The following is a 24855-nucleotide window of genomic DNA, read 5'->3' as shown; positions in this document are numbered from 1 at the left end:
ACGGATGGGCGGAAGAGGCTAAAAAAGTCAAAAAATACCGCCAGGCACACGCACCCAGCCTTCCATCAGGATGCGGGCGCTGCGGCTCATCAGGGCCTTGGTCACCTTCCACTGGCCGTTGACCTGCGCTGCTTCGGCCCCCACACGCAGGGTGCCCGAGGGGTGGCCAAACCGCACGCTGCTGCGCACGCCCCCGCCCGCTGCCAGGTTGACCAGCGTGCCGGGGATGGCTGCGGCCGTGCCAATGGCCACCGCCGCCGTGCCCATCATGGCGTGGTGCAGTTGGCCCATGGAGAGAGCGCGCACCAGCAGGTCGATGTCTTTGGCGTCAATGGCTTTGCCGCTGGAGGCCGTGTAGCTGGCGGGAGGCGCGGCGAAGGCGATCTTGGGTGTGTGCTGGCGGGTGGCGGCCTCGCTCAGCTGCTGGATCAAGCCCATGCGCAGGGCGCCGTGCGCGCGGATCGTCTCGAAGCGCGCCAGTGCCGCCGCATCGCCGTTGATGGCCTGCTGCAGCTCGGTGCCGGTGTAACCCAGCTCTTGCGCATTGAGAAAAATGGTGGGGATGCCCGCGTTGATCAGCGTGGCGGCGAAGCTGCCGACCCCGGGCACCTCCAAGGTGTCCACCACGTTGCCCGTCGGGAATAACGCCCCCACGCTCCCCACTGCGTGTGGTTCGCTGCCCCCCGAGGGGGCCCTCGCCAGCTTGGGGCGGCCCGGCGCTGTCGAGATGGCTCCCCCGTCATCGCCATCCTCCGCCGGGTCCATGAACTCCAGCGCCACCTCGGCGGCTGCAAAGGTCACGCCGTCTAGCTCGAAGTCGCCCGTCTCCTGCACCTGACCGTTGCTGATGGGCACATGCGCCACGATGGTCTTGCCGATGTTGGCCTGCCAGATGCGAACCGGAAAGGTGCCCTTCTGTGGAATACGCGCAGCATCGATCAGCCCCATGTGGATGGCACACGGCCCCACCGCCGCCGACAGGTTGCCGCAATTGCCGCTCCAGTCCACAAACGGCTGGTCGATGGATACCTGGCCAAACAGGTAGTCCACGTCGTGGCCCGGCTGCGTGCTGCGCGACAGGATCACGGCCTTGCTGGTGCTCGACGACGCATTGCCCATGCCGTCGATCTGCTTGCCGTACGGATCAGGGCTGCCCAGTACGCGCAGCAGCAGGGCATCTCGCGCGGGGCCAGGTTGTTGCGCGGGGGCGGGCAGGTCGTCAAGGCGGAAGAACACGCCTTTGCTGGTGCCGCCGCGCAGGTAGGTGGCGGGAATGCGGATCTGTGGTGCGGAGTGGATGCTCATGAAGAAATATCAAATTTAATAGCGCACAGTGCTTTCTAGGCGGGTGCAAGAGCCTGTTTTTTGTCTGCATTCTTGGCAAGAAAGTCTTGCGCAAAGCGCTGCAGCACGCCGCCCGCCTGGTAGATGGAGACCTCTTCGGCGGTGTCGAGGCGGCATGTCATGGGCACCCGGGTAACTTCACCATTTTTGCGGCGGATGACCAGGGTGAGGTCGGCACGGGGTTGCATGTCTCCCTCCACGCCATACACCTCCGTCCCATCCAGCCCCAGCGTGATGCGGTTGACCCCCGCCTCAAACTCCAGCGGCAACACCCCCATGCCAATCAGGTTGGTGCGGTGAATGCGCTCAAAGCCCTCGGCCACCACCACCTCCACTCCCGCAAGCCGCACGCCCTTGGCGGCCCAGTCGCGGCTCGACCCCTGGCCGTAGTCGGCACCGGCAATGATGATGAGCGGCTGGCGGCGGTTCAGGTACGTTTCCATGGCCTCCCACATGCGCATGACCTGGCCTTCGGGCTCCACGCGGGCGAGTGATCCTTTTTTCACCTTGCCATCCACCACGGCCATCTCGTTGACGAGCTGCGGGTTGGCAAACGTGGCGCGCATGGCCGTGAGGTGGTCACCCCGGTGCGTGGCGTAGGAGTTGAAGTCCTCCTCGGGCACGCCCATGCGCACCAGGTATTCACCTGCTGCACTGTCCGGCAGGATGGCGTTCGATGGCGACAGGTGGTCGGTGGTGATGTTGTCGGGCAGGATGGCCAGCGGACGCATGCCCGTCAAAGTCCGCGGGTGGGCGGCCAGCGCGCCGATGCCCTCGGTGTCCCAGTAGGGCGGGCGGCGGATGTAGGTGGACTGCGGGCGCCAGCCGTACTGCGGCGACACGCGCTGGCCATCGTCGTGTCGGATGGCGAACATGGGCTCGTACACGGCGCGGTACTGCGCGGGCTTCACGGCAGTCTTCACTACGGCGTCGATTTCTGCGTCACTGGGCCACAGGTCTTTGAGGCGAACTTCCCTCCCGTGCACCACCGCCAGCACGTCTTTTCCAATGTCAAAACGCACCGTGCCCGCCATCGCATAGGCCACCACCAGCGGGGGCGAGGCCAAAAACGCCTGCTTGGCATAGGGGTGGATGCGCCCGTCGAAATTGCGGTTGCCCGAAAGCACGGCGGTGGCGTACAGGTCACGGTCAATGATCTCCTGCTGGATGGCAGGGTCCAGCGCGCCACTCATCCCGTTGCAGGTGGTGCAGGCAAAGGCCACGATGCCAAAGCCGAGCTTTTCCAGGTCGGCCAGCAAGCCCGCTTCCTTCAAATACAGCTCCACCGCCTTGGAGCCGGGCGCCAGCGAGGTCTTGACCCAGGGCTTGCGCGTGAGACCCAGCCGGTTGGCGTTGCGCGCCAGCAGCGCGGCGGCGATCACGTTGCGCGGGTTGCTGGTGTTGGTGCAGCTGGTGATGGCGGCAATGACCACGGCGCCATCGGGCATCGTGCCGTCCTGCGGTGCGGGCATGGCCCAGGGGCCCGCGATGCCTTGGGCGGCCAAGTCGGACGTGGCAACGCGCGCATGCGGGTTGGAGGGGCCGGCCAGGTTGCGCACCACGCTCGACAGATCGAACACCAGGTTACGCGCGTAGACCGCATCTTTGAGGGTGTCGGACCACAATCCCGCTGCCTTGGCATAGGTCTCGACCAGCTTCACTTGTTCCGCCTCGCGGCCCGTCAGCGTCAGATACTCCAGCGTCTGTTCGTCGATGCTGAACAAGGCCGCCGTGGCGCCGTATTCGGGAGCCATGTTCGAGATGGTGGCGCGGTCACCAATCGTGAGCTTGGCTGCACCTTCGCCAAAGAACTCCAGGTAGGCACCCACCACCTTGGCCTTGCGCAAAAACTCGGTGAGCGCCAGCACCACATCGGTGGCGGTGATGCCGTCCTGGCGCTGGCCGGTCAGTTGCACGCCCACGATTTCGGGCAGCCGCATCATCGATGCGCGCCCCAACATCACGTTCTCGGCCTCCAGGCCGCCCACGCCGATGGCGATCACGCCCAACGCATCCACATGGGGGGTGTGGCTGTCGGTGCCCACGCAGGTGTCGGGGTAGGCCACGCCACGGTCGGCATGGACAACGGGCGACATCTTTTCCAGATTGATCTGGTGCATGATCCCGTTCCCGGCAGGGATCACATCCACGTTGGCAAAGGCTTTTTTCGTCCACTCGATGAAGTGGAAGCGGTCTTCGTTGCGGCGGTCTTCGATGGCGCGGTTCTTGGCAAACGCATCGGGGTCGAACCCGCCACATTCCACGGCCAGTGAATGGTCCACGATGAGCTGCACTGGCACCACGGGGTTCACCTGGGCCGGGTCGCCGCCTTCTTTGGCAATCGCATCGCGCAGGCCCGCCAGGTCCACCAGGGCCGTCTGGCCCAGGATGTCGTGGCACACCACGCGCGCCGGGTACCAGGGGAAGTCGCGGTCGCTGCGCCGCTCGACGAGCTGGCGCAGGCAGTTGTTGATGGTGGCCGGATCGGCGCGGCGCACGATGTTTTCGGCAAACACGCGGGCGGTGTAGGGCAGGGTGGCCCAGGCGGCGGGTTGTAGGGCTTCGACAGCGGCGCTGGCGTCGAAGTAGTCCAGCTGCGTGCCGGGCAGTTGCTTGCGGTACAGGGTGTTCATGGCCATGGGGCTGGGTACTGGGTCGTCTTGATTTTTATTTGCGGTCCTGGATTGGTACGAACGTCAGGTCTTCCGGCCCGGTGTAGTTCGCACTCGGCCGGATGATCTTGTTGTCCTGCCGCTGCTCGATGATGTGCGCAGCCCAGCCGCTGGTGCGCGCAATGACGAACAGCGGAGTAAACATGGCGGTGGGCACACCCATCATGTGATAGCTCACGGCGCTGAACCAGTCGAGGTTGGGGAACATCTTTTTGACCTCCCACATCACGGTCTCCAGCCGCTCGGCAATGTCGAACATCTTGGTGCTGCCAGCCTCATGCGACAGGTTGCGCGCCACGCCTTTGATGACCACATTGCGCGGGTCGCTCACGGTGTAGACCGGGTGGCCGAAGCCAATGACCACCTCCTTGGCCTCCACGCGGCGGCGGATGTCGGCCTCGGCTTCGTTCGGGCTGTCGTAGCGTTTCTGGATCTCGAAAGCCACCTCGTTGGCACCACCATGCTTGGGGCCCCGCAGCGCGCCGATGGCGCCGGTGATGGCCGAATACATGTCGCTGCCCGTGCCCGCCACCACGCGGGCGGTGAAGGTGCTGGCGTTGAACTCGTGCTCGGCGTACAGGTTCAGCGAGGTGTGCATCGCACGCTCCCACGCCGCGCTGGGCTTGGAGCCGTGCAGCAGGTGCAAGAAGTGCGCACCGATGGAGTCGTCATCGGTCTCCACCTCGATGCGACGGCCCGAGCTGGCCCAGTGGTGCCAATAGAGCAGCATGGAGCCCAGCGACGCCATCAACCGGTCGGCAATGTCGCGCGCGCCCGGCAGGTTGTGGTCGTCCTTTTCAGGCAGCGCACAGCCCAGGGCCGAGACGCCCGTGCGCATCACGTCCATGGGGTGGCTGGCGGCGGGCAGTTGCTCCAGCGCCTGCCTGACCGACAGCGGCAGGCCGCGCAGGGCCTTGAGCTTGGACTTGTAGGCACGCAGTTCGGCGCGTGTGGGCAGCTTGCCGTGGACCAGCAGGTGGGCGATTTCTTCGAATTCGCAGACCTCGGCAATGTCGAGGATGTCGTAGCCCCGGTAATGCAGGTCGTTGCCCGTACGGCCTACGGTGCACAGGGCGGTGTTGCCCGCCGTCACGCCCGAGAGCGCGACGGACTTCTTGGGCTTGAAGCCCGGGGTTTCAACGGTGGTAGTCATGCGGTCTCCTGGTTTACATATGTGTTGGTGATGGCAGCGGGGCGGCCTTTGCCATCCACCGCCACCATTTCAAAAATCCCCTTCAGCACTTCGTCCTGGGGCGAGCCCAGCGTGGCGGCCAGACCGGTCACGCACACGGTGAGCGAGCTGCGCCCGATGCGGCTGACCCAGGCGCGCAGCGTGAGCACATGGCCCACGGGCACGGGGGCCAGAAAACGCACGTCGGTCACGCTCGCCATCACCACATCGCGCTGTGCGGCGCCGCGCGCTGCCAGAAACGCCGCCTTGGCCATGAGCTGCAGGGCGTTGCCGCCAAACAGCGTGCCGTAGTGGTTGGCTTCGGCGGGGAACACGATTTCCGTCAGCTCGACGGTGCCAGTGGGGGTTGTCATGCTTCGCAATTTACGCACAATGGCACCCCTCTGTAAGGGCTGAATTGGCGAATGATTGCGAACCCAAAACTCTTGGTTTGCGAATTTTGCGAATAATTGTTGGGTCGCTCTCTGCCGCCACCGCGAAAGATCGAATGAAAAAAACCTTCATGGGCGTGCGCCTGCGTCGCTTGCGCGAAGAGCGCGGCATGACCCAGATTGCGCTTGCGCGGGCGCTGGACCTGTCGGCCAGCTACCTGAACCAGCTCGAGCAGAACCAGCGCCCGCTCACGGTGCCTGTTTTGCTCAAGATCAACGCCGTGTTCGGTGTGGATGTGCAGCGCTTTTCGGACGACGACGAGGCGCGCCTGATCACCGGCCTGCGCGAGGCGCTGGCGGACCTGCCTGCGGGCGTGGGCGGGGAGGGCGCTGGGGATTCCGTATCGCTGGCCGAGATCCGCGAGCTGGCCGCCGGCATGCCCGCGGTGGCCCGCACGCTGCTTGCGTTGCACCAGCGGCACCGGCAGGCCCTGGAGCGGCTGGCGGCCCTGGGCAACGACCGCAGCGGCGAGGGCGTGTTGGCCCCGCACCCACCCATGGCCTATGAAGAAGTGCGTGACTTCTTCTTTGCGCGCCAGAACCACATTGCCGAGCTGGACGACGCGGCCGAGCGATGTGCCGCCGACTGGGGCCTGCTGCCCGGCCGGGCCGATGAGGCGCTGGCCCAACGCCTGCTCGTGGCCCACGGGGTGCGCGTGGTGGATGTGGCCGACCTGCCTGGCCAGGCGCAGCGCGTGTTCCAGGCCGAGGCCGGGCTGCTGCAGCTGGCGGCGGGGTTGGAGCGCGGGCAGCGCGCGTTTCAGATGGCGACGCAGCTGGCGTTTCTGGAGCAGGGCGCCGAGCTGCAGCGCTTGGCCGACAGCGCCGGGTTGTCCAGCGACCAGGCCCGGGCGCTGGCACGCATTGGCCTGGCCAACTACTTTGCGGGGGCGCTGGTGCTGCCCTACACCGCCTTCTTGCGGGCGGCCGAAGCGGCGCACTACGACATCGACCGGCTGGGCCACCAGTTTGGCGTGGGTTTTGAGACCGTGTGCCACCGCCTCTCCACCCTGCAACGGCCCAGCGCGCGGGGCGTGCCGTTCTTCTTCATCCGGGTGGACCGCGCGGGCAACATCAGCAAGCGGCAGTCGGCCACACACTTTCACTTCAGCAAGATCGGCGGCACCTGCCCGCTGTGGAATGTGTATGGGGCCTTTGCCCAGCCCGGCCGCACCGTGCCACAGGTGGCGCGCATGCCTGACGGCCGCGCCTACCTGTGGGTGGCGCGCACCGTAGCGCGCAGCGGGGGCGGGTGGGGCGTGCCAGGCAAGGAGTTCTCCGTGGCGTTGGGCTGCGACATCCGCCACGCACCGCAGCTGGTGTATTCGCGCGGGCTGGACCTGGCCAACCCCGAGGCCGCCGTGCCCATCGGCATGGGCTGCAAGGTGTGTGAGCGCGACGCCTGCCCGCAGCGGGCGTTTCCTCCCATAGGGCGCGCGCTGGATGTGAACGAAAATCGAAGCCGCTTTGCGCCGTACCCGGTGGCGGGCCGCCCGGGGCAGACACTCTGTTGACCTGGGTTATGAAAACCGCTCATCAATTCATAGCTGTCGACGCATGAGGGTGTTGCGCTGACGGCACTTTCTACCAAATAACTGATTGGTAACCAGTTGTTGTGCCGCCGCTTGCTCCAACGGATGGCAGATTGCCGCTATCCTGCGCTTTGCCCGAATCCTTGGTGCGGCTGCCATGGCACATACCCATAACGCAGGTACCTTTGTCCAGGCTCAGCTCTGATACCGAATGCCAACGCCCACCCGCCCCACGCCATGGCCCCACTGACGCAAAACGGTCGATACCGGCACTGGATGGCCGGGTTGGGCGTGGCTGTGCTCGGCGTGACGGTAAGCCTTTGGCTGGCCTGGCAGCAGGCCGACTCTGTGGCCCAGGTCGGGCGCGCGCGATTCATGCAGGAGGCGCGCGGGTTTGCCGATGCGCTGAGCCAGCGCATCGAAGGGCATACCGAGGTCGTTAACGGCCTGCGCGGCCTGTTCACGGCGAATCCCCACCTCACGCGCCTGGAGTTTGAGCGTGCGGCCAGCGACCTGGAGGTGGGCCAGCGCTACCCCGGTGTGCGCAACCTGTCGTTCACCCGCTGGGTGCCTGGCGCCGAGCGGGCCGCCTACGAAGCCCGCGTGCGTGCCGACACTTCGCTGACCTCCCAGGGCTACCCCAACTTCACCATCCGGCCGCCGGGCGAACGGGCGGAATACTTTGTGGCCGAATACCTGTGGCCCATGGCAGGCAACGAAGGTGTGCTGGGCTTTGACATCAGCAGCCAGCCCACCAACCTGGCCGCCATGCAGTACAGCCGGGACAGCGGCCACACTGTGGTCTCTGCCCCGTTTGATTTGCTGCAGGAAGAAACACACCGCCAGGGGTTTGTGATCCGCGTGCCGGTTTTTGACTACACGGCGGGCACGCCGGAGCCCCGCTTCCTGGGGGCCGTGGCGTCCACCATCCGGGTGTATGACCTGGTGCAGGCGCTGGGCAGCCAGGGCCTGCTCAACGGGATCGTCGTTTCCATGGCCGACCATGGTTCGGTGCGGGCAGGCTCTGCCGACTCCACGGTGCGGCCCTTGCTCGCACAGTCTTCGGCGGCATTGCCCGGGGCGCAGCCGTTTGTGCGCGACCTGCAGGTGCATGACCGGCGCTGGCGACTGACCTTCTACCCGGCACGCTCGTTCCTGTCGCCCTCCGAGGCGCGGCTGCCCGTGCTTGTAGGGCTGGGCGGTGCGCTGGTCTCCTTGCTGCTGGCATCTACCGTGGGCCTGCTGGTGCGCCAGCGCACGCTGGCCCTCGCACGGGCCCAGGTGTCCGAAGATGCCCGGCGCGAAAGCGAAGAACGATTTCATGCTTTGTTCAACCAGGCCAGCGTGGGCGTGGCGCTGCTGGACACCACCACCGGCCGATTTCTGCGAGCCAACCAGCGCTATTGCGACATCGTGGGCTACAGCCCTGACGAGATGGCTGCGCTCCATGTCCAGGCCCTCATCCATCCTGACGACCTGGAGGCCGACACGCAGCACCTGGAACGCCTCAAGAAAGGCGAAGTGCCCGAGTACCGGCTCGAAAAGCGCTACCTCCACAAGAGCGGGCACATCGTGTGGGTGGACCTCACGGTGTCGCCCATGTGGGTACCCGGGGCCCGGCCTGACCACCACATCGCGGTGGTGCAGGACATCACGGCACGCAAGCGCATGGAAGACACCCTGCGCAGCAACGAGCACCGGCTGCGCGGCATCCTGGAACGCCTGCCCATGGGCCTGTGCCTGGTCCAGACCGACGGCCGCATCAGTTTTCGCAACGACCGCTATGTGCAGATCTGCGGCTACGCGGCGCAAGACGTACCGGACGTGGAAACCTGGTGGCAGCGCGCTTACCCCGACGAATCTGAACGCACCGCTGTCCACGATGCCTGGCGCCAGGCCGCAAAGCAGGCCGTGGCGGGCGACGGGGTGATACCCGCCCGCGAGTACACCATTCGCTGTGCCGATGGCACACGGCGGCCCGTCGAGGTGTCGGGGGTGGTGGTGGAGGGCGGGCACCTTGTCACCATGCAGGACCTGAGCCAGCGCAAGGCGGCCGAGGAAGAGATCAACAACCTGGCCTACTACGACCCGCTCACCCGCTTGCCCAACCGCCGCCTGCTCATGGACCGGTTGCAGCAGGCGTTGGCCACCAGTGCCCGCCACCAGCGCAGCGGTGCCTTGCTGCTGCTGGATCTGGACAATTTCAAGACACTGAACGAAACCCGGGGCCACGACAGCGGCGACAACCTGCTGCTGCAGGTGGCCCACCGGCTGCGCAATTGCGTGCACGAGGACGACACCGTGGCCCGCCAGGGGGGCGACGAGTTTGTGGTGGTGCTGGAAGACCTGGGCGACAACCCCGAGGAGGCTGCGGCCCGCAGCGAAGAGGTGGGTCAGCGCATCCTGACCGCCCTGCGCGAGCCCTACGTGCTCAACGGCGCGGCGCACCACAGCTCGCTGAGCATGGGGGTCACCATTTTCAGCGGCATGCGCGAGACGGTCGACGAGCTGCTCAAACGGGCCGACCTGGCGCTCTACCAGGCCAAAAATGCGGGTCGCGACACCCTGCGCTTTTACGACCCCCAGATGCAGGCTGCTGTCAGCGCGCGCGCCGCGCTGGAGCTGGACATGCGCATCGGCCTGGCGCAGGGCCAGTTCGAGCTGTACTACCAGCCGCAGATCGACCGGGGCCGCATCACGGGGGCCGAGGCGCTGCTGCGCTGGCGCCATCCCCGCGACGGGTTTGTCTCGCCGGCGCATTTCATTCCGCTGGCGGAAGAGACCGGCCTCATCCTTCCGCTGGGTGAATGGGTGCTCCAGGCGGCCTGCGCGCAACTGGCCCGCTGGGCGCGGCACGCCGACCTGGCGGGTTTGGGGCTGGCCGTGAACGTGAGCCCGCGCCAGTTCCACCAGGCCGGTTTTGTGGCCCAGGTGCTGGCAGCACTGGCCAGCTCAGGCGCGCAGGGGCCGCAGCTCAAGCTGGAACTGACCGAAGGCCTGCTGCTGCAGGACGTGGAAGACACGATCGAAAAGATGGGCCAGCTCAAGGGATATGGCGTGGGCTTCTCGCTGGACGACTTTGGTACCGGGTACTCGTCGCTGGCCTACCTCAAGCGCTTGCCGCTGGACCAGCTCAAGATCGACCAAAGTTTTGTGCGCGACGTGCTCACCGACCCCAACGACGCCGCTATCGCACGCACCGTGGTAGCCCTGGGCACCAGCCTGGGCCTGCGCGTGATCGCCGAAGGGGTGGAAACCGAGGCCCAGCGCGAGTTTCTGGAGCGCCACAACTGCCACGCCTGGCAGGGCTACCTCTTCAGCCCGCCCGTGCCCGTGGCGGAGTTTGAGGCACTGGTGCGCAAAACCAATGGGGTGGATGCGCAGGACCCACAGGACGCACACGACGCACACGGCGCGTAACCCAGGAACGCTGCCCCCATCCGGCCCCGGGCCTTGCTGGCACTGCTGCAGAATATCAATATTCATAGCGTGAAATCGTTTCTGGATAAGCGGTAGGGCCTGTTTTTTCCAAATGTTTCTGTCGCACCCTCGCTCTGGCGTCTGGGCATGCTGCCAAGGGCCCGTGGTCATCGGGCGGCGCGGTATCATTCCGCCCTTGCTGCGGCCTGCGTGTTCCGGCCCGGAACGTCCGTCTGGCGCCACTTTTTGCACCCCAGCCTTCTTCCTCTTTTTGCCCGCCCCCTGACCCGTGCGTCTCACCTCGATCAAGCTTTCCGGTTTCAAGTCGTTCGCTGAACCCACCAACTTCATGCTGCCCGGGCAACTGGTCGGCGTGGTGGGCCCGAACGGCTGCGGCAAGTCCAACATCATGGACGCGGTGCGCTGGGTGCTGGGCGAGAGCAAGGCCAGCGAGCTGCGTGGCGAGTCCATGCAGGACGTGATCTTCAGCGGCACCACCACCCGCAAGCAGGCCAGCCGCGCCAGTGTGGAGCTGGTCTTCGACAACTCCGACCACCGTGCGGGCGGGCAGTGGGGCCAGTACGGCGAGGTGGCCGTGCGCCGCGTGCTCACGCGTGACGGCACCAGCAGCTACTACCTCAACAACCAGCCCGTGCGCCGCCGCGACGTGCAGGACGTGTTCCTGGGTACGGGCCTGGGGCCCCGTGCCTACGCCATCATCGGCCAGGGCACCATCAGCCGCATCATCGAAAGCCGCCCTGAGGAACTGCGCCTGTTCCTCGAAGAGGCTGCGGGCGTCTCCAAATACAAGGAGCGTCGCCGCGAGACCGAAAACCGCCTGTCGGACACGCGCGAGAACCTCACGCGGGTTGAAGACATCCTGCGCGAGCTGAACGCCAACCTCGAAAAACTCGAAAAGCAGGCCGAGGTGGCCGCCAAGTACAACACCCTGCAGGCCGACGCCACGCTCAAGCAGCACCAGCTGTGGTTTTTGAAGCGGGCCGAGGCTGAGGAGCAGCAGAACAAGGTGCGCCTCGATGGACTGCAAGCCGTCAACGACCTGGAATCGCGCATGGCCGATCTGCGCGCGGTGGAGTCTGACCTCGAAACCATCCGCCAGGCCCACTACGCCGCTGGCGACCAGGTGAACCAGGCCCAGGGCAAGCTTTATGAAGCCACGGCCGAGGTCGGCAAGCTCGAAGCCGAGATCCGCTACGTGATAGAAGGCCGCCAGCGCGTGGAGCAGCGCCTGGTCACGCTGGCCGAGCAGATCGCCCAGTGGCAGGCCCGCAAGGAAGAGGCCGACATTGAGCTCGAGAACCTGGCCGGTGCCGGGGTGGACGCCGAAGAGCGCGCCGAGATGCTGGCCGCCCAGGTCGAAGAGCAGGCCATGCAGCTGCCCGACCTGGAAGAGGCCCTGCGCCAGGCGCAAAGCCGCACGGCCGAGCAACGGACTGCCGTGGTGCAGGTCCAACAGCAGATTGGCGTGCTCGCTGCCGAGCAGCGCAGCTTTGACGAACAAAGCCGCCAGCTCGACGCCCGCTTTGAGCGCCTGCGCACCGACCGCAACGCGCTGGCCGCGCCCGACGAAGCCCGCCTGACCAACCTGCGCGAGCAGCTCGAAGAAGCGCAAGAGATCGCAGAAACGACCGAAGCCCGCCTGCACGAGCTGCAGGAGTCCGTACCCCAGCTCGACGACGACCGCCGCGCGCGCCAGCAGGCCGTCAACACCGAAAGCGCTCGCCAGGCCGACCTGTCGGCCCGCATGGAGGCCCTGAAGGCGCTGCAGGAAAAGGTCAAGACCGACGGCAAGCTGCGTCCCTGGCTTGCCAAACATGGGCTCGACGGCCTGCAAGGCCTATGGAGCCGCATCCACATCGAGCCCGGCTGGGAAAACGCGCTCGAGGCGGCCCTGCGCGAGCGACTGGCCGCGCTGGAGGTAGGGCGCCTGGACATGGTGCGCGGCTTCCTGGGTTCCGGCGGTAACGATGCGCCGCCCGCACGCCTGGCTTTCTACAGCGCCCCCGCTGCGGGCCACCCCGAAACATCGTCCCCTCACGCCCGCCTGTCGGACCTGCTGCGCCTGAACGATGCGGGCCTGCGTGCGGTGTTGGTGGACTGGCTGCAGGGGTGCTACACCGCTCCCACGCTGGACGACGCTTTGGCCCGCCGCAGCACGCTGCAACCCGGCGAAGTGGTGTTTGTGCCCACGGGCCATGCTGTCAGCGCGCACAGCGTGAGCTTCTATGCGCAGGACTCTGAGCAGTCCGGCATGCTGGCCCGCGCTCAGGAGATCGAGCACCTCGAAAAAGAGCTGCGCGCGCAGGCCCTGATCGCGGAAGAATCGCGCACGGCCCTGGTCCGCGCAGAGGCTGCGTATGCCGATGCTTCCCAGCGCCTCGTGGCCGCACGCCGCGAAGCCACCGAAACACAAAGTCGTGCCCACGAGCTGCAAGTCGAAACCCTGCGCCTGACCCAGCTGGCCGAGCAGACCCGCGCACGCAGCCAGCAAATCGACGGCGATCTGGCCGAGGTGGAAGCCCAGCTGGCCGACCTGCAGGAGCGCCGCGTGGCCGCCGAGGCACGCTTTGAAGAACTGGACATGCAGCTGGCCGACAGCCAGGAGCGCGAGGCCCAGCTGGGCGACAAGGTCATCGAAGCCGAGCGCAAACTCACCGCCTGCCGCGAGCAGCAGCGCACGCTGGAGCGCCAGGCGCAGGAGGCCACGTTTTCGCAGCGCAGCCTGGAGGCGCGCCGGGGCGAACTCAACCGCTCCATCGAAACCGCCACCCAGCAGGCCAAGGCCCTGGCTGACGAAGAGCAGCGCGCACGCGATGAGCTTGCCCGCCTATCGGATGCGGCTGCGCAAGGCGGCCTGCAGGCCGCGCTGGAAGTGAAGATGGAGCGCGAAAAGGCGCTCGCCGCCCAGCGCAGCGAATACGACGATCTGACGACCAAGCTGCGCGCCAGCGATGAACGCCGCATGCAGCTCGAACGTGCGCTCGACCCGCTGCGCGCGCGCATCACCGAATTCCAGCTCAAGGAGCAGGCCGCGCGCCTGGGCCTGGAGCAGTACACCACCTTGCTGACCGACGCCCAGGCCGACCTCGAAGCCGTGGCCCAGTCGATCACCGAAGGCAATGTGCGCGTGGGTGGCCTGCAAAGCGAAATCGACCGCCTGCACCGCGAGATTGCCGCCCTGGGCGCCGTGAACCTGGCAGCGCTGGACGAACTGAAGCTGGCCAGCGAACGCAAGATCTTCCTCGATGCGCAAACCGCCGACCTGACCGAGGCCATGAACACGCTGGAAGACGCGATCCGCAAGATCGATGGCGAAACACGCCAGCTGCTCTCAGGCACTTTCGATACGGTCAACGGCCACTTCGGGCGCATGTTCCCCGAGCTGTTTGGCGGCGGCCAGGCCAAGCTCATCATCACGGGCGACGAAATCCTTGATTCCGGCGTGCAGGTGATGGCCCAGCCACCCGGCAAGAAGAACCAGACCATTCACCTGCTGTCGGGGGGCGAAAAGGCCCTCACGGCCATCGCACTGGTGTTTGCCATCTTCCAGCTCAACCCCGCGCCGTTCTGCCTGCTGGACGAGGTGGACGCGCCGCTGGACGACGCCAACACCGAGCGTTATGCCAAGCTCGTGTCCAGCATGAGCAAGGGCACGCAGTTTTTGTTCATCAGCCACAACAAGATCGCGATGGAAATGGCCGAGCAACTGATCGGCGTGACCATGCAGGAGCAGGGCGTGTCGCGCATCGTGGCGGTGGACATGGAGTCCGCGCTTTCGATGGCCGACGCCTGAAAAACTCAAATTCTCTGAACCCATGAGCACATTGCAACTGAGTCTGGCCATCATCGGCGGTCTGGTGCTGGCCCTCATCGTGGCCTACAACACCTGGACCTCGCGCCGCAATGCGCCCAAGCGCGCGCTGCCGCAAGAGCCCGTGGATCCCGCCGGTGAGCCGGTCCAGCGCCAGGAGCCTGGCTTCGATGCAGGGGCTGCCGTGGCCGTACCACCGGGTGAGTTTCACGGCCTCGACCGGGGCCCCGATCCCTCGGAGCATGCGGTCGATGCCGATGAGGCCCTGCAGCTGCCCGTGCCACCGTTTTCGCTGGAGCGCCGCCCCGGGCTCGATCCGCTCATCGATGTCATTGCATCGCTGCAGCCCGAGCATGTGGTGTCGGGCGATGCTGCCCTGGCCGCGCTGCCGCCGACCCGCCGCGCAGGCAGCAAGCCGTTCGCCATCGAAGGCCTTAACGAAGCGAACCAGCAGTGGGAAACCCCTGCACCGGGCCAGCGCTACCAGAGCTTCCAGGCCGGCGTGCAGCTGGCCAACCGCATGGGCGCGCTCAACGAGATCGAGTTTTCCGAGTTCGTCGTCAAGGCCCAGGCGTTTGCCGACGCGATCAATGCCGCCCCTGACTTCCCCGACATGCTGCAGGAAGTGGCCCGTGCGCGTGAGCTGGACCAGTTCGCCAGCGACCACGACGCCCAGCTCATGTTCATGCTGCGCGCCCGCCAGGCCGCCTGGAGCCCCGGATACGTGCAGCAGAACGCCGCCCGCCTGGGCTTTGTGCCCGGTGCCATGCCCGGCCGCCTGGTGCTGCCTGCCAGCGCACAGGGCCTGCCGCCCCTGCTCACGCTGGGCTACGACACCCAGGCTGCGCTGGCCGAAGACCCCGACCAGTCCGCCATCCGCGACATCACTCTGAGCCTGGACGTGGCGCAAGTTCACCGTACCGAACAACCCTTTGCGCGCCTGCGCGACGTAGGGGCCGCGCTGTGCGACGCGATGGATGGGGTGCTCTGCGACCAGAACGGCCAGCCGCTGCCCGCGATGGCCATGGATCCGATTGCTGCGGACCTGGAGCTGCTGTACGACCAGTTGGATGGACGCGACCTGTCGGCAGGTTCTGTATTGGCCCGGCGCCTCTTCAGTTGAGCGTTGGTACGGTCATGACCGACAATTTGGACCTTTTTTCGGCTCCAGCGCCCGCAGATCAAGCGCAACCAGCTATCATAATCAAAGCACTGCGCAACCAGCTCAACCACTGGGCGCACCAGTACTACGTGCTGGACGAACCCACGGTGCCCGATGCCGAATACGACCGTGTGTTCCGCGAGTTGCAGGCGCTGGAGGCTGCGCACCCCGACCTCATCACCCCCGATTCGCCCACGCAGCGCGTGATTGGCGCCGTGATGGAGGGCTTGGCATCGGTGCGCCACGCGGTGCCCATGCTCAGCATCCACACCGAAACCGACACCGAGGCCACCGGCGCGCAGGCGTTTGATGCCCGCGTGCGGCGCGAGCTGGGCCTGTCGGAATCGGACCCTGCCATCGAATACGTGGCCGAGCCCAAGTTTGACGGCCTGGCCATGAGCCTGCGCTATGAAAACGGCCGCCTGGTGCAGGCCGCTACGCGCGGTGATGGCGAGGTGGGCGAGGACGTGACGCACAACATCCGCACGATCCGGCAGATACCCCTCACGCTGCCTGGCGGTGTACCGCCGCTGCTCGAAGTACGTGGCGAGGTCTACATGCGCCGTGCAGACTTTGATGCTCTCAACGAGCGCCAGCGTGAGCAGGGCGGCAAGACCTTTGTGAACCCACGCAACGCCGCAGCGGGTGCGGTGCGCCAGCTCGACTCCGGCATCACCGCCCAGCGTCCCTTGAGCTTTTTCGCCTATGGCCTGGGCGCCATCACGCCGCCCGGCGATGGCGGGCCGGTGTTCCGCACGCACTACGAGATGCTGCAGACGCTGAAGTCCTGGGGTTTTCCAGTTGCAGCGCAGGTGCAGATTGCGGTAGGTGCTGCTGAATTGGTAGCATTTCACCAGCAGGTGGGAGCCAGCCGCGATGCGCTGCCGTACGACATCGACGGTGTGGTCTACAAGGTCAATTCCCTGCAGTTGCAGCGCGACCTGGGCTTCAAGACCCGCGAGCCGCGCTGGGCCGTGGCGCACAAGTACCCGGCCCAGGAGATGGCCACCAAGATCGAAGGCATCGACGTACAGGTAGGCCGCACCGGCAAGATCACGCCGGTCGCACGCCTTGCGCCAGTGTTTGTGGGCGGTGTCACCGTCACCAATGCCACGCTGCACAACCTGTTCGAGATTCGCAAGAAGGGCGTGCGCGTGGGCGACACCGTCATCGTGCGCCGCGCGGGCGATGTGATTCCCGAGGTGGTGGGTGTGATGCCGGGCAAGCGCACGGGGTATGTGCCCAACTTCCGCATGCCCGCAGCCTGCCCCGTGTGCGGTAGCGATGTGGTCCGCGAAAAGGGTGAAGCCAACCACCGCTGCACGGGTGGCCTGTTCTGCGCCGCGCAGCGCAAGGAGGCCATACTGCACTTTGCCGCGCGCCGCGCCATGGACATCGAGGGCCTGGGCGACAAGCTGGTGGACCAGCTGGTGGACGCCAACGTGATCCGTACGCTGCCCGACCTGTACCGGCTGGGCCTCACGTCGCTCATCGCGCTGGAGCGCATGGCCGAGAAGTCGGCCCAGAACGTGCTGGCTGCGCTCGAAAAATCCAAGCAGACCACCTTGCCGCGCTTCCTGTTCGGCCTGGGGCTGCGCCATGTGGGCGAGGCCACGGCCAAGGACCTCGCTCGGCACTTTGGCACGCTGGACGCCATCATGGATGCGAGCGTGGAGCAGTTGCTGGAGGTGAACGATGTGGGCCCCGTGGTGGCACAGAGCCTGCACACCTTCTTCCAGCAGCCGCACAACCGGGAGGTGGTCGAGCAACTGCGCGCCTGTGGCGTGACCTGGCCCGAAGGCCCGGTGGCCGAGCGTGCCCCGCAGATCCTGGCGGGCAAGACGGTGGTGCTGACCGGCACCTTGCCCACGCTCAGCCGTGATGCCGCCAAGGACATGCTGGAAGCCGCTGGCGCCAAGGTGGCCGGTTCGGTCAGCAAGAAGACCAGCTATGTGGTGGCGGGCGCCGAGGCCGGCAGCAAATTGGCCAAGGCCGAAGAGCTTGGCGTGCCCGTGCTGGACGAAGCCGGCATGCTGGCCCTGCTGTCGGGCACAGGCGCCTGAGGCAATCTCTCCTTTCTCTGAGTTTTTGATGCGCACATTGCTGCTTTCCTTTCAGGCCCGCGCGGCGGCCCTGTTCCGCTGGCTGGCCGGCCTGTTCGCCTGGATACCCCGCCCGCTGCGGCGCGCGCTGATGTGGGGAGCCATGGCCGTGCCTGCCGCCGTGCTGGTCTACACGCTGGTGCTGATCCCGTTCACCCCCTCCATCAGTGACATCCGCAAGGCCAAAAGCGAGCTGCCCGCGCAGCTGATGTCGGTGGACGGCAAGCTGCTGGCCGAATACCGCTGGGCCAACCGCGAATGGGTGGAACTGAGCCAGATATCGCCCAACGTGGTGAACGCCCTCATCGCCACCGAAGACCACCGTTTTTACGACCACTTTGGTCTGGATTGGCGGCGCACGGCATCGTCGGTGGTGCACACGCTGCGCGGGGACCCACAGGGCGGCTCCACCATCACGCAGCAGCTGGCACGCAACCTGTTTCCGGAGGAGATCGGGCGCTCGCGCGTGTTCCCACAGGCCCTCACGCGCAAGCTCAAGGAGGCGATCACCGCGCTCAAGATCGAGGCGTCGTACACCAAGGACGAGATCCTGGAGACTTACCTCAACACCGTGCCGTTCCTCTACAACGCCTACGGTATCGAGATGGCCGCGCGCACGTATTTCGACAAGTCGGCCGACAAGCTCAACGTGCTGGAAAGCGCCACGCTGATCGGCATGCTCAAGGGCACGGCCTACTACAACCCCGTGCTCAACCCCGAGCGTGCCCAGGCACGGCGCAACACCGTGCTGTCGCAAATGGTCAAGCGCGGCAAGCTCGAAGAAAAGCAGCTGGAGGCCCTGCAAAAACGCCCGCTGCGCGTCAATTTCGAGCGCCAGACCGAGGTCATGGGCCCCGCGCCCCACTTTGCGATGCAGTTGCGCAAGCAGCTCATCGAGTGGGCCGACAGCCATGGCTACAACCTGTATGCCGATGGCCTGGTGATCCGCACCACCATCGACTCGCGCCTGCAGGCCATTGCCAACCAGGCCGTGGCGCGCCAGGGGCGCCAGCTGCAGGGCGTGGCAGACACCGCCTGGTCCCAGCGCAATGGCTGGGGCCCGAAGAGCGAGCTGGTGCAGACGCTGGTGCGCGAAAGCCCCGAATACCGCAACGCCGTGGACAAGGGCCAGACCCCGGAAGATGCATTGCAGGCGCTGCTGGATGACACCGCCTTCCTGCAGAAACTGCGCGCCGAGAAGACGCGCGTGCAGGCCGGTTTTCTGGCGCAAGACCCGGTCACCGGCCATGTGCTGGCGTGGGTGGGCAGCCGCGACTTTGCGCAAGACCCGTTCGACCATGTGCAGGCGGCGCGGCGCCAGCCTGGCTCCACGTTCAAGCCCTTTGTGTATGGCGCGGCGTTTGCCAGTGGCGCGTCGCCCAGCGATACGCTGATGGACGGGCCCGTAGAAATTCCCCTGGGCGGAGGCCGCGTCTGGCGCCCCACCGATGGCGGCCCGCCCAGCGACCAGCCCATGACGCTGGCCGATGGTCTGGCGTTTTCCAAGAACACCATCACCGCACAGGTCATGCAGCAGGTGGGCCCGGCCCGCGTGGCCGAGGTGGCCCGGGCCCTGGGGGTGCGCCAGTCGCCGCTGGAAGAGGTGCCATCTCTGGCGCTCGGCACCAGCCCGGTCACCCTGAAGGAAATGGTGACGGCCTACAGCTCCATCGCCAATCTGGGCCGCTATGTGGAGCCCGTGCTGATTACCCGCATCGAGGACCGCCGCGGCAAGGTGCTGGAGACTTTTGCGCCGTCTGCCCCTGAAACGGTTTTCGAGCCACGCGCCGCGCAGACCTTGCGCAATACCATGCGCGGCGCCATCGACCGGGGCACGGCCACCGCAATCCGCACCCGCTATGGCATCCAGGCCGATGTGGCGGGCAAGACCGGCACTACGCAGGACAACACCGACGGCTGGTTCATCCTGATGCACGCGCGCGTTGTGGCGGGTGCCTGGGCGGGTTTCAACGACGGCCGCATCACGCTGCGCAGCGATGCGTGGGGGCAGGGGGCGCGCAGCGCGTTGCCCATGGTGGGCGAGTTCATGCAGCAGGCCATTCGCACCAGGGCGATCAACGGGAATGACCGCTTTGTAGACGAGTTTGTGGATACCCCCCCGCCACCGGTGGATGGATCACTGGGCGCGATGCGGGAATGGATCCGGGGCCTGTTCGGAGGGGATGCGCAATCCCCCTCTGCGCCGGCCCCCTGGCCCGGCACTCCGCCACGGCCCAGCGGTGATGGGCTGCCACCGGTCACCACGGACCCTGCTGGTTCGTCCCGGCCGCCTGTGCCGGCCGAGGAGCGGGTGGGCGGGTAGGTGCGAAGTGGCGGGGTGGGCCTGCGCACCCCACGCCACCGAAGCGTTGCACAACGCTGCCAACTTTGACGTTGTAGGACGGCGTCGCCAGTCACTCCATGGTGCGGCTGGCGCCTCCCTTATGCGCGTAACCGAACAGACCTATTACGGTGGGGCCCGCACATTGGCCCATGCAGTCGTTGTTGGACTGCATGCAACGCCAAAGGACTCACCATGAAAACGATTACCACCACCTTGCTTGTGCTGGCCACCCTCACCCTCGGCGCCTGCACCGGCCCCATGGGCCCCCCGGGAGCGCAGGGCAATACCGGCAATACGGGATATACCGGCAAGACCGGTGACACCGGCTATACCGGAGCCACCGGAGCCACGGGCAACCAGGGAAACACGGGTTACACAGGGGCTACAGGCAGCATGGGGTCCACAGGGGCCACAGGCGGGCAGGGCAGCACGGGTGCTACCGGCATGCAAGGCGCCACGGGCTACCAGGGGGATACAGGTGCCACGGGTGCCAAGGGCAACACCGGCAACACTGGTAGCAAGGGCAACACCGGTAATACCGGAACCTCGGGCGATGGCAGTACCGTCATCGTCATACCCGCCAAGCCGTGACACGGCGCGCTCGGCGGCTGACGGCCCGCGACCGGCTCACGTTCTGGCCGTTGAACGTGGCGGCGGGGGATCCGTACAACCGGTAGCCCAGTGCCAGCGCGTAGCTGACACGGCGGCAAAAGCTGGCGTCATCAGGGCCTGTGAGCAAGCGGTAGGCTGGCAGGCCATCGGGAGGTGTGCTGGCCGGGGCAGGGGACGTGGAGGTGGTAGTGGCAGTCATCCCACGGCCTATTCGATGTCAATGAAGTGCATACCCATGGCGCCCGCCTTGCGGTCGGCAAAGTAGCATTCCAGGGTTTCCTTCACGGTGCGGAAGGCCAGTTCGTCCCAGGGTACCTCGTCTTCGGCAAACAGGCGCGCCTCGATGGTCTCGTAGCCGGGGTTGAACTGGTCGCTCAGCAGCGTGGCGCGGTAAAACAGGTGTACCTGGCCCACACGGCGCACATTCAGCAGGCTGAACAGCGGGCCCATTTCAATCTGGGCGCCAGCCTCTTCGTCTGTTTCTCGCGCGGCGCCCTGGGCCGTGGTTTCGTCCAGCTCCATGAAGCCTGCGGGCAGGGTCCACTTGCCCCAGCGGGGTTCGATATTGCGCTTGCACAGCAGGATTCGGCCATCGGGCAGTGCGGGCACCGTGCCCACCACGTTGAGCGGGTTCTCGTAGTGCACCGTGTTGCAGACGGGGCACACCGCGCGCTGTTTGGTGTCGCCGTCGTCCGGCAGGCGGTAGACCACGGCGGTGCCACAGGCGCGGCAGTGTTTGATGGGGCTGCGGAAGGTCATCGGAGGATTTTTTGAATCAAATCGGCTGCCAGCGCTTGTTCTATAAGCGCAAGCAGCTATGAAAAGCATAGTGCAGGGTGTGCGTCCAGACTGGGGCCCCGCGGCGCCCCGGCCAGGGCGTTACACCACGCTCAAGCGCAGCGTGCCCAGGCCTTCGACACCACCCTCCAGCACATCGCCGCGCACCACGGCGCCCACGCCTTCGGGGGTACCGGTGTAGATCAGGTCGCCGGGCTGCAGCTCCCACGCGGCCGATAGGTGTTCGATGGTTTCGGCAATGTTCCAGATCAGCTGGGTGACGGTGCTGCGCTGGCGGTCGGCGCCGTTGACCTGCAGCCAGATGGGCGCGTTGGCCACGTCGCCAGCCTGGGCAGCCGGGGTGATGGGGCCAATGGGCGCGCTGGCATCAAAGCCCTTGCCGATGCACCAGGGGCGGCCCTGTTTTTTCATGTCGTTCTGCAGGTCGCGGCGTGTCATGTCCAGGCCCACGGCATAGCCGTAGATGTGTGCCAATGCGTCGGCGGCCTTGATGTTTTTGCCACCCTTGCCGATGGCCACGACCAGTTCGATCTCGTGGTGCAGGTTGGCGGTGAGGCTGGGGTAGGGCAGCTGGCCCGTTTCGCCCGCGTTGACCACCACGATGGCATCGGCGGGCTTCATGAAGAAGAAGGGTGGCTCGCGGCCGGTGAAGCCCATCTCCTTGGCATGCTCTTCATAGTTGCGGCCCACGCAATAAATGCGGTGTACGGGAAAGCGGTCGCCGCTGCCCACCACGGGCACGCTGGCCACGGGGGCGGGAGAAAACACGTAGCTCATGTCAGCCTCTCGAATTTCTGGGTTCAATGGAAATGAATGGTTGCCGGACGGCGCGGATGCCAGGGCAGGGACTGTGTCGCAAAAACCCCGGGGTGGACCCTGCGCGCCCTCGGTGTGGCAGTGTGCCATGGGCGCGGGCCGACTGCTGGGGGGCGCTACACTCGCGCCCATGGCAAAGAGCTTCGATTTCCACAACACGCCAGGCCACCTGGTGCGCCGTGCCCACCAGCGAACCGTGGCGCTTTTCATGGAAGAGACTGCGGGGTTTGACGTGACGCCGGTGCAGTTCGCCATCCTGCACGAGCTGCTGGCGCGGCCCGGTGAAGACCAGGTCACGCTGGCGTCCCGCGTGGCGTTCGACGCTGCCACATCGGGCTCGGTAATTGGGCGGCTCGAAAAACGCGGCTGGATCCGCCGCGAGCCCGACACCCGCGACCGCCGCCGCAAACTGCTGTGGATCACCCCCGAGGGCGAGGTCGCCGCGCTACAGATGCGTGATGCCGCCCAGCGTGTGCAGGAGCGGCTGATGGCGCCACTCAATGCGCAGGAGCGCGTCGATCTGATGGCCATCCTGTCCAAGGTTGTCTACAACCACCAGGACCCGGCAGGGGCCTCGGGCGCCTGACGGACCCGGGCGGCCCCGAGGCTTGCCCATTCAGCGCCCGCTGTAGTGTGGGGCCTCACTGCCACGCTTTGAAACGTCCCCTTTCACAACGCATTTTCTGCATGCAGCTCTACAACTACTTCCGCTCCTCCGCCTCGTTCCGCGTGCGCATCGCGCTGCAGATCAAAGGCCTGCCTTACGACTACATCCCCGTGCACCTCGTCAAGGGTGAGCACCAGGCCCCCGCGTACGCCAGCCGCATCGGCGATGCGCTGGTACCCACGCTGGTGATCGATGACGGAGCGGCGTTGTCCCAGTCGATGGCCATCATCGAATACCTGGAGGAAACCCACCCTACGCCCGCGCTGCTGCCTGCCACGCCCCTGGCGCGGGCACACGTGCGTGCGCTGGCGCAGATGGTGACGTGCGAAATCCATCCCATCAACAACCTGCGCGTCCTCAAGTACCTGGTGCGCGAGCTGAAGGTGGACGAGGGGGCCAAGAATGCGTGGTACCACCACTGGGTGCGCAGCGGGCTGGAGGCCTTTGAGCGCCAGCTGGCACTGTTGGCGCAAGAGCGCGAAACCCAGGGCCTGCCTCCCTCCGTGCTGTGCTGGGGCGACACCCCCACGCTGGCCGACTGCTGCCTGGTGCCGCAAATCTTCAACGGCCAGCGTTTCAACGTGGACCTGGGTGGCCTGCCACTCACGATGGGGGCATTCGAAGCCTGCATGGCATTGCCTGCCTTCCAGAAGGCCCAGCCGTCCGCCTGCCCGGACCACGAAGCTTGACCCCGCACGAAGGCCCTCTGGCGGCGGCCGACTGCTTGGTGCCCGACTGGCCCGCGCCCGAGGGCGTGTTTGCACTGTGCACCATACGCACGGGGGGCGTGAGCCTGCCACCCTATGACAGCCTGAATCTGGGGACCCATGTGGGCGATGACGCGGCCGCTGTGCACACCAACCGCATGCGGCTGCAATCCACGGTCGCTGCGGTGGCGAATGGCACACGGGCGGTGTTTCTGAACCAAGTACACGGCGATGGCGTGGTGCACCTGGACAGCAGCACACCCGATGGCATCGACGCCGATGCCAGCGTGGCCACCGCGCGCGGCGTGGCCTGCACCATCATGGTGGCGGACTGCCTGCCGGTGCTGCTAGCACACCGCTCAGGCCGTGTGGTGGCGGCGGCGCATGCAGGCTGGCGCGGGCTGGCCGGAGTGGGCGGGCAGGGAGTGCTGGAATCAGTTTACAAGCGTTTTGAGGCCCTGGCGCTGGATGGCAAAGCGCTAAATGCTATCAAAATGGAAGCAAACGATCCTGCCCAAGCGTTCGCCCAGGACACCCTGGTCTGGCTGGGCCCCTGTATTGGCCCGCAGGCCTTTGAAGTGGGGGCCGAGGTGCGCGCGGCATTTTGCGAGGCGAACCCGGCTTCAGAGGTGTGTTTTGTGCCCAGTGGCAGCGCCAAAGGCAAATTCCTGTGCGACCTGGCTGGACTGGCTCGCCTGCGGCTGCAGGCGCTGGGGATCGCCCACATCCACGGCAACGATGGCACATCGCCTTGGTGCACCGTGACCAACGCTTCACGGTTCTTTTCGCACCGCCGCGACAGTGGGGCCCTCGGCGCTAGCGGGCGCTTCGCCGCCTGCATCTGGCGCAGCTGACGCCGTGGCAGTGGTTGCGGCTGCGGCTTGCTCCGCATCGTAGGCCGCCTGCTCTGCGGCCTCGCGTGCCTTGATTGCCCGCTTGCGCGAAGGAGTGCCAAGGATGTACACCAGAATGCCCATGGGCAGCATGCCATACAGCGCAAAGGTGATCACGGCGCCGAGCACGGTGCCGTTGGGGCTGGTGGCTTCGGCCACCGCCATCATGAGGGTGACGTAGGTCCAGGCGATGACGATGAGGTACATTGGTTTGTGTTCAGTGCAAGCGTTGAATCCGTTGCCATGTGCAAAGGGCTCGGCAACAATGAACCCGAGAGATAAAAAACCAGAAGCTTTGCCGCTGCGAGCGACCAATCACTGAGGAAAGAGC

Annotated in this window: 18 protein-coding genes; 10 read left to right on the top strand and 8 right to left on the bottom strand. The window is 66.1% G+C overall.

Translation table 11 applies throughout. The features are described from left to right. Positions 1-27: 27 nt before the first annotated feature. From ACODS0_RS03270 to ACODS0_RS03255, 4 genes are read right to left on the bottom strand one after another with little or no spacing between them, the layout of a single operon-like run. A complete protein-coding gene (locus tag ACODS0_RS03270; RefSeq protein WP_488832800.1) occupies positions 28-1305 on the bottom strand; it encodes a PrpF domain-containing protein in 1278 nt (425 codons plus the stop codon). A 35-nt stretch (positions 1306-1340) separates the two neighbouring features. Then, entirely contained in the window at positions 1341-3977 is a 2637-nt protein-coding gene (acnD, locus tag ACODS0_RS03265; RefSeq protein WP_488833248.1) for a Fe/S-dependent 2-methylisocitrate dehydratase AcnD, read from the bottom strand. A gap of 34 nt (positions 3978-4011) precedes the next feature. Beyond that, complete coding sequence (gene prpC, locus ACODS0_RS03260; RefSeq protein ID WP_488832798.1) at positions 4012-5169, bottom strand: bifunctional 2-methylcitrate synthase/citrate synthase; 1158 nt, start codon at positions 5167-5169, stop codon at positions 4012-4014. Further along, entirely contained in the window at positions 5166-5561 is a 396-nt protein-coding gene (locus tag ACODS0_RS03255; protein WP_488832796.1) for an acyl-CoA thioesterase, read from the bottom strand. Before ACODS0_RS03255 ends, prpC begins: the two co-directional genes overlap by 4 nt. A gap of 134 nt (positions 5562-5695) precedes the next feature. On the opposite strand from ACODS0_RS03255, the gene ACODS0_RS03250 reads away from it, so the two are divergent. The 7 genes from ACODS0_RS03250 to ACODS0_RS03220 all read left to right on the top strand — a co-directional run bounded on the left by ACODS0_RS03250 (position 5696) and on the right by ACODS0_RS03220 (position 20622). Then, positions 5696-7153: a short-chain fatty acyl-CoA regulator family protein gene (locus ACODS0_RS03250; RefSeq protein WP_488832794.1), complete on the top strand. Its 1458-nt coding sequence runs from the start codon at positions 5696-5698 to the stop codon at positions 7151-7153. A 255-nt stretch (positions 7154-7408) separates the two neighbouring features. Beyond that, positions 7409-10591, top strand: a complete 3183-nt coding sequence (locus ACODS0_RS03245) for a bifunctional diguanylate cyclase/phosphodiesterase (RefSeq protein WP_488832791.1) — start codon at positions 7409-7411, stop codon at positions 10589-10591. Between the two features lie 289 nt (positions 10592-10880). Beyond that, a complete protein-coding gene (smc, locus tag ACODS0_RS03240; protein ID WP_487255141.1) occupies positions 10881-14405 on the top strand; it encodes a chromosome segregation protein SMC in 3525 nt (1174 codons plus the stop codon). A gap of 22 nt (positions 14406-14427) precedes the next feature. Next, positions 14428-15546, top strand: a complete 1119-nt coding sequence (locus tag ACODS0_RS03235) for a cell division protein FtsZ (protein ID WP_218301148.1) — start codon at positions 14428-14430, stop codon at positions 15544-15546. A 14-nt stretch (positions 15547-15560) separates the two neighbouring features. Continuing rightward, the gene (gene ligA / locus ACODS0_RS03230) at positions 15561-17648 is read left to right on the top strand and encodes an NAD-dependent DNA ligase LigA (protein ID WP_488832787.1); all 2088 of its coding nucleotides are present in this window, start codon (positions 15561-15563) and stop codon (positions 17646-17648) included. 28 nt (positions 17649-17676) lie between these two features. Then, positions 17677-20010 carry a penicillin-binding protein 1A gene (locus ACODS0_RS03225; protein ID WP_488832785.1) on the top strand — a complete coding sequence of 778 codons (2334 nt, stop codon included), beginning with the start codon at positions 17677-17679 and terminating at the stop codon, positions 20008-20010. Between the two features lie 213 nt (positions 20011-20223). Next, positions 20224-20622 (top strand): collagen-like domain-containing protein, encoded by a 399-nt coding sequence (locus ACODS0_RS03220; protein WP_055397836.1) that lies wholly within the window; start codon positions 20224-20226, stop codon positions 20620-20622. Here ACODS0_RS03220 and ACODS0_RS03215 read toward each other — a convergent pair. From ACODS0_RS03215 to ACODS0_RS03205, 3 genes are all read right to left on the bottom strand, one after another. Continuing rightward, complete coding sequence (locus ACODS0_RS03215) at positions 20603-20842, bottom strand: DUF1737 domain-containing protein (protein WP_488832781.1); 240 nt, start codon at positions 20840-20842, stop codon at positions 20603-20605. The two genes, ACODS0_RS03220 and ACODS0_RS03215, sit on opposite strands and share 20 nt — an antisense overlap. A gap of 8 nt (positions 20843-20850) precedes the next feature. After that, positions 20851-21402 (bottom strand): NUDIX hydrolase, encoded by a 552-nt coding sequence (locus tag ACODS0_RS03210; RefSeq protein WP_055397838.1) that lies wholly within the window; start codon positions 21400-21402, stop codon positions 20851-20853. 120 nt (positions 21403-21522) lie between these two features. Then, positions 21523-22218, bottom strand: a complete 696-nt coding sequence (locus ACODS0_RS03205) for a fumarylacetoacetate hydrolase family protein (RefSeq protein ID WP_488832777.1) — start codon at positions 22216-22218, stop codon at positions 21523-21525. Positions 22219-22387: 169 nt separating this feature from the next. Between ACODS0_RS03205 and ACODS0_RS03200 the strand changes: the two genes are divergently transcribed. The 3 genes from ACODS0_RS03200 to pgeF all read left to right on the top strand — a co-directional run bounded on the left by ACODS0_RS03200 (position 22388) and on the right by pgeF (position 24485). Next, the gene (locus tag ACODS0_RS03200) at positions 22388-22843 is read left to right on the top strand and encodes a MarR family winged helix-turn-helix transcriptional regulator (RefSeq protein ID WP_055397946.1); all 456 of its coding nucleotides are present in this window, start codon (positions 22388-22390) and stop codon (positions 22841-22843) included. 101 nt (positions 22844-22944) lie between these two features. Then, entirely contained in the window at positions 22945-23613 is a 669-nt protein-coding gene (gene maiA / locus ACODS0_RS03195; RefSeq protein WP_488832775.1) for a maleylacetoacetate isomerase, read from the top strand. Further along, on the top strand, positions 23610-24485 hold the full coding sequence (gene pgeF, locus ACODS0_RS03190) for a peptidoglycan editing factor PgeF (protein WP_488832772.1): 876 nt from the start codon (positions 23610-23612) through the stop codon (positions 24483-24485). The genes maiA and pgeF overlap by 4 nt, the downstream gene beginning before the upstream one ends. Here pgeF and ACODS0_RS03185 read toward each other — a convergent pair. After that, positions 24405-24731 carry a hypothetical protein gene (locus tag ACODS0_RS03185; protein ID WP_121420228.1) on the bottom strand — a complete coding sequence of 109 codons (327 nt, stop codon included), beginning with the start codon at positions 24729-24731 and terminating at the stop codon, positions 24405-24407. The genes pgeF and ACODS0_RS03185 overlap by 81 nt on opposite strands. Positions 24732-24855: the final 124 nt, after the last annotated feature.

The organism is Acidovorax sp. FG60, assembly GCF_057808995.1.
This window is presented reverse-complemented; position numbering and strand designations above follow the sequence as displayed.

What these genes read in the sequence shown, in the direction of transcription:
- ACODS0_RS03270 (WP_488832800.1), bottom strand. Translation starts at nt 1,305, where the DNA reads ATGAGCATCCACTCCGCACCACAGATCCGCATTCCCGCCACCTACCTG.
- acnD (WP_488833248.1), bottom strand. Translation starts at nt 3,977, where the DNA reads ATGAACACCCTGTACCGCAAGCAACTGCCCGGCACGCAGCTGGACTAC.
- prpC (WP_488832798.1), bottom strand. Translation starts at nt 5,169, where the DNA reads ATGACTACCACCGTTGAAACCCCGGGCTTCAAGCCCAAGAAGTCCGTC.
- ACODS0_RS03255 (WP_488832796.1), bottom strand. Translation starts at nt 5,561, where the DNA reads ATGACAACCCCCACTGGCACCGTCGAGCTGACGGAAATCGTGTTCCCC.
- ACODS0_RS03250 (WP_488832794.1), top strand. Translation starts at nt 5,696, where the DNA reads ATGAAAAAAACCTTCATGGGCGTGCGCCTGCGTCGCTTGCGCGAAGAG.
- ACODS0_RS03245 (WP_488832791.1), top strand. Translation starts at nt 7,409, where the DNA reads ATGGCCCCACTGACGCAAAACGGTCGATACCGGCACTGGATGGCCGGG.
- ACODS0_RS03235 (WP_218301148.1), top strand. Translation starts at nt 14,428, where the DNA reads ATGAGCACATTGCAACTGAGTCTGGCCATCATCGGCGGTCTGGTGCTG.
- ligA (WP_488832787.1), top strand. Translation starts at nt 15,561, where the DNA reads ATGACCGACAATTTGGACCTTTTTTCGGCTCCAGCGCCCGCAGATCAA.
- ACODS0_RS03225 (WP_488832785.1), top strand. Translation starts at nt 17,677, where the DNA reads ATGCGCACATTGCTGCTTTCCTTTCAGGCCCGCGCGGCGGCCCTGTTC.
- ACODS0_RS03220 (WP_055397836.1), top strand. Translation starts at nt 20,224, where the DNA reads ATGAAAACGATTACCACCACCTTGCTTGTGCTGGCCACCCTCACCCTC.
- ACODS0_RS03215 (WP_488832781.1), bottom strand. Translation starts at nt 20,842, where the DNA reads ATGACTGCCACTACCACCTCCACGTCCCCTGCCCCGGCCAGCACACCT.
- ACODS0_RS03210 (WP_055397838.1), bottom strand. Translation starts at nt 21,402, where the DNA reads ATGACCTTCCGCAGCCCCATCAAACACTGCCGCGCCTGTGGCACCGCC.
- ACODS0_RS03205 (WP_488832777.1), bottom strand. Translation starts at nt 22,218, where the DNA reads ATGAGCTACGTGTTTTCTCCCGCCCCCGTGGCCAGCGTGCCCGTGGTG.
- ACODS0_RS03200 (WP_055397946.1), top strand. Translation starts at nt 22,388, where the DNA reads ATGGCAAAGAGCTTCGATTTCCACAACACGCCAGGCCACCTGGTGCGC.
- maiA (WP_488832775.1), top strand. Translation starts at nt 22,945, where the DNA reads ATGCAGCTCTACAACTACTTCCGCTCCTCCGCCTCGTTCCGCGTGCGC.
- ACODS0_RS03185 (WP_121420228.1), bottom strand. Translation starts at nt 24,731, where the DNA reads ATGTACCTCATCGTCATCGCCTGGACCTACGTCACCCTCATGATGGCG.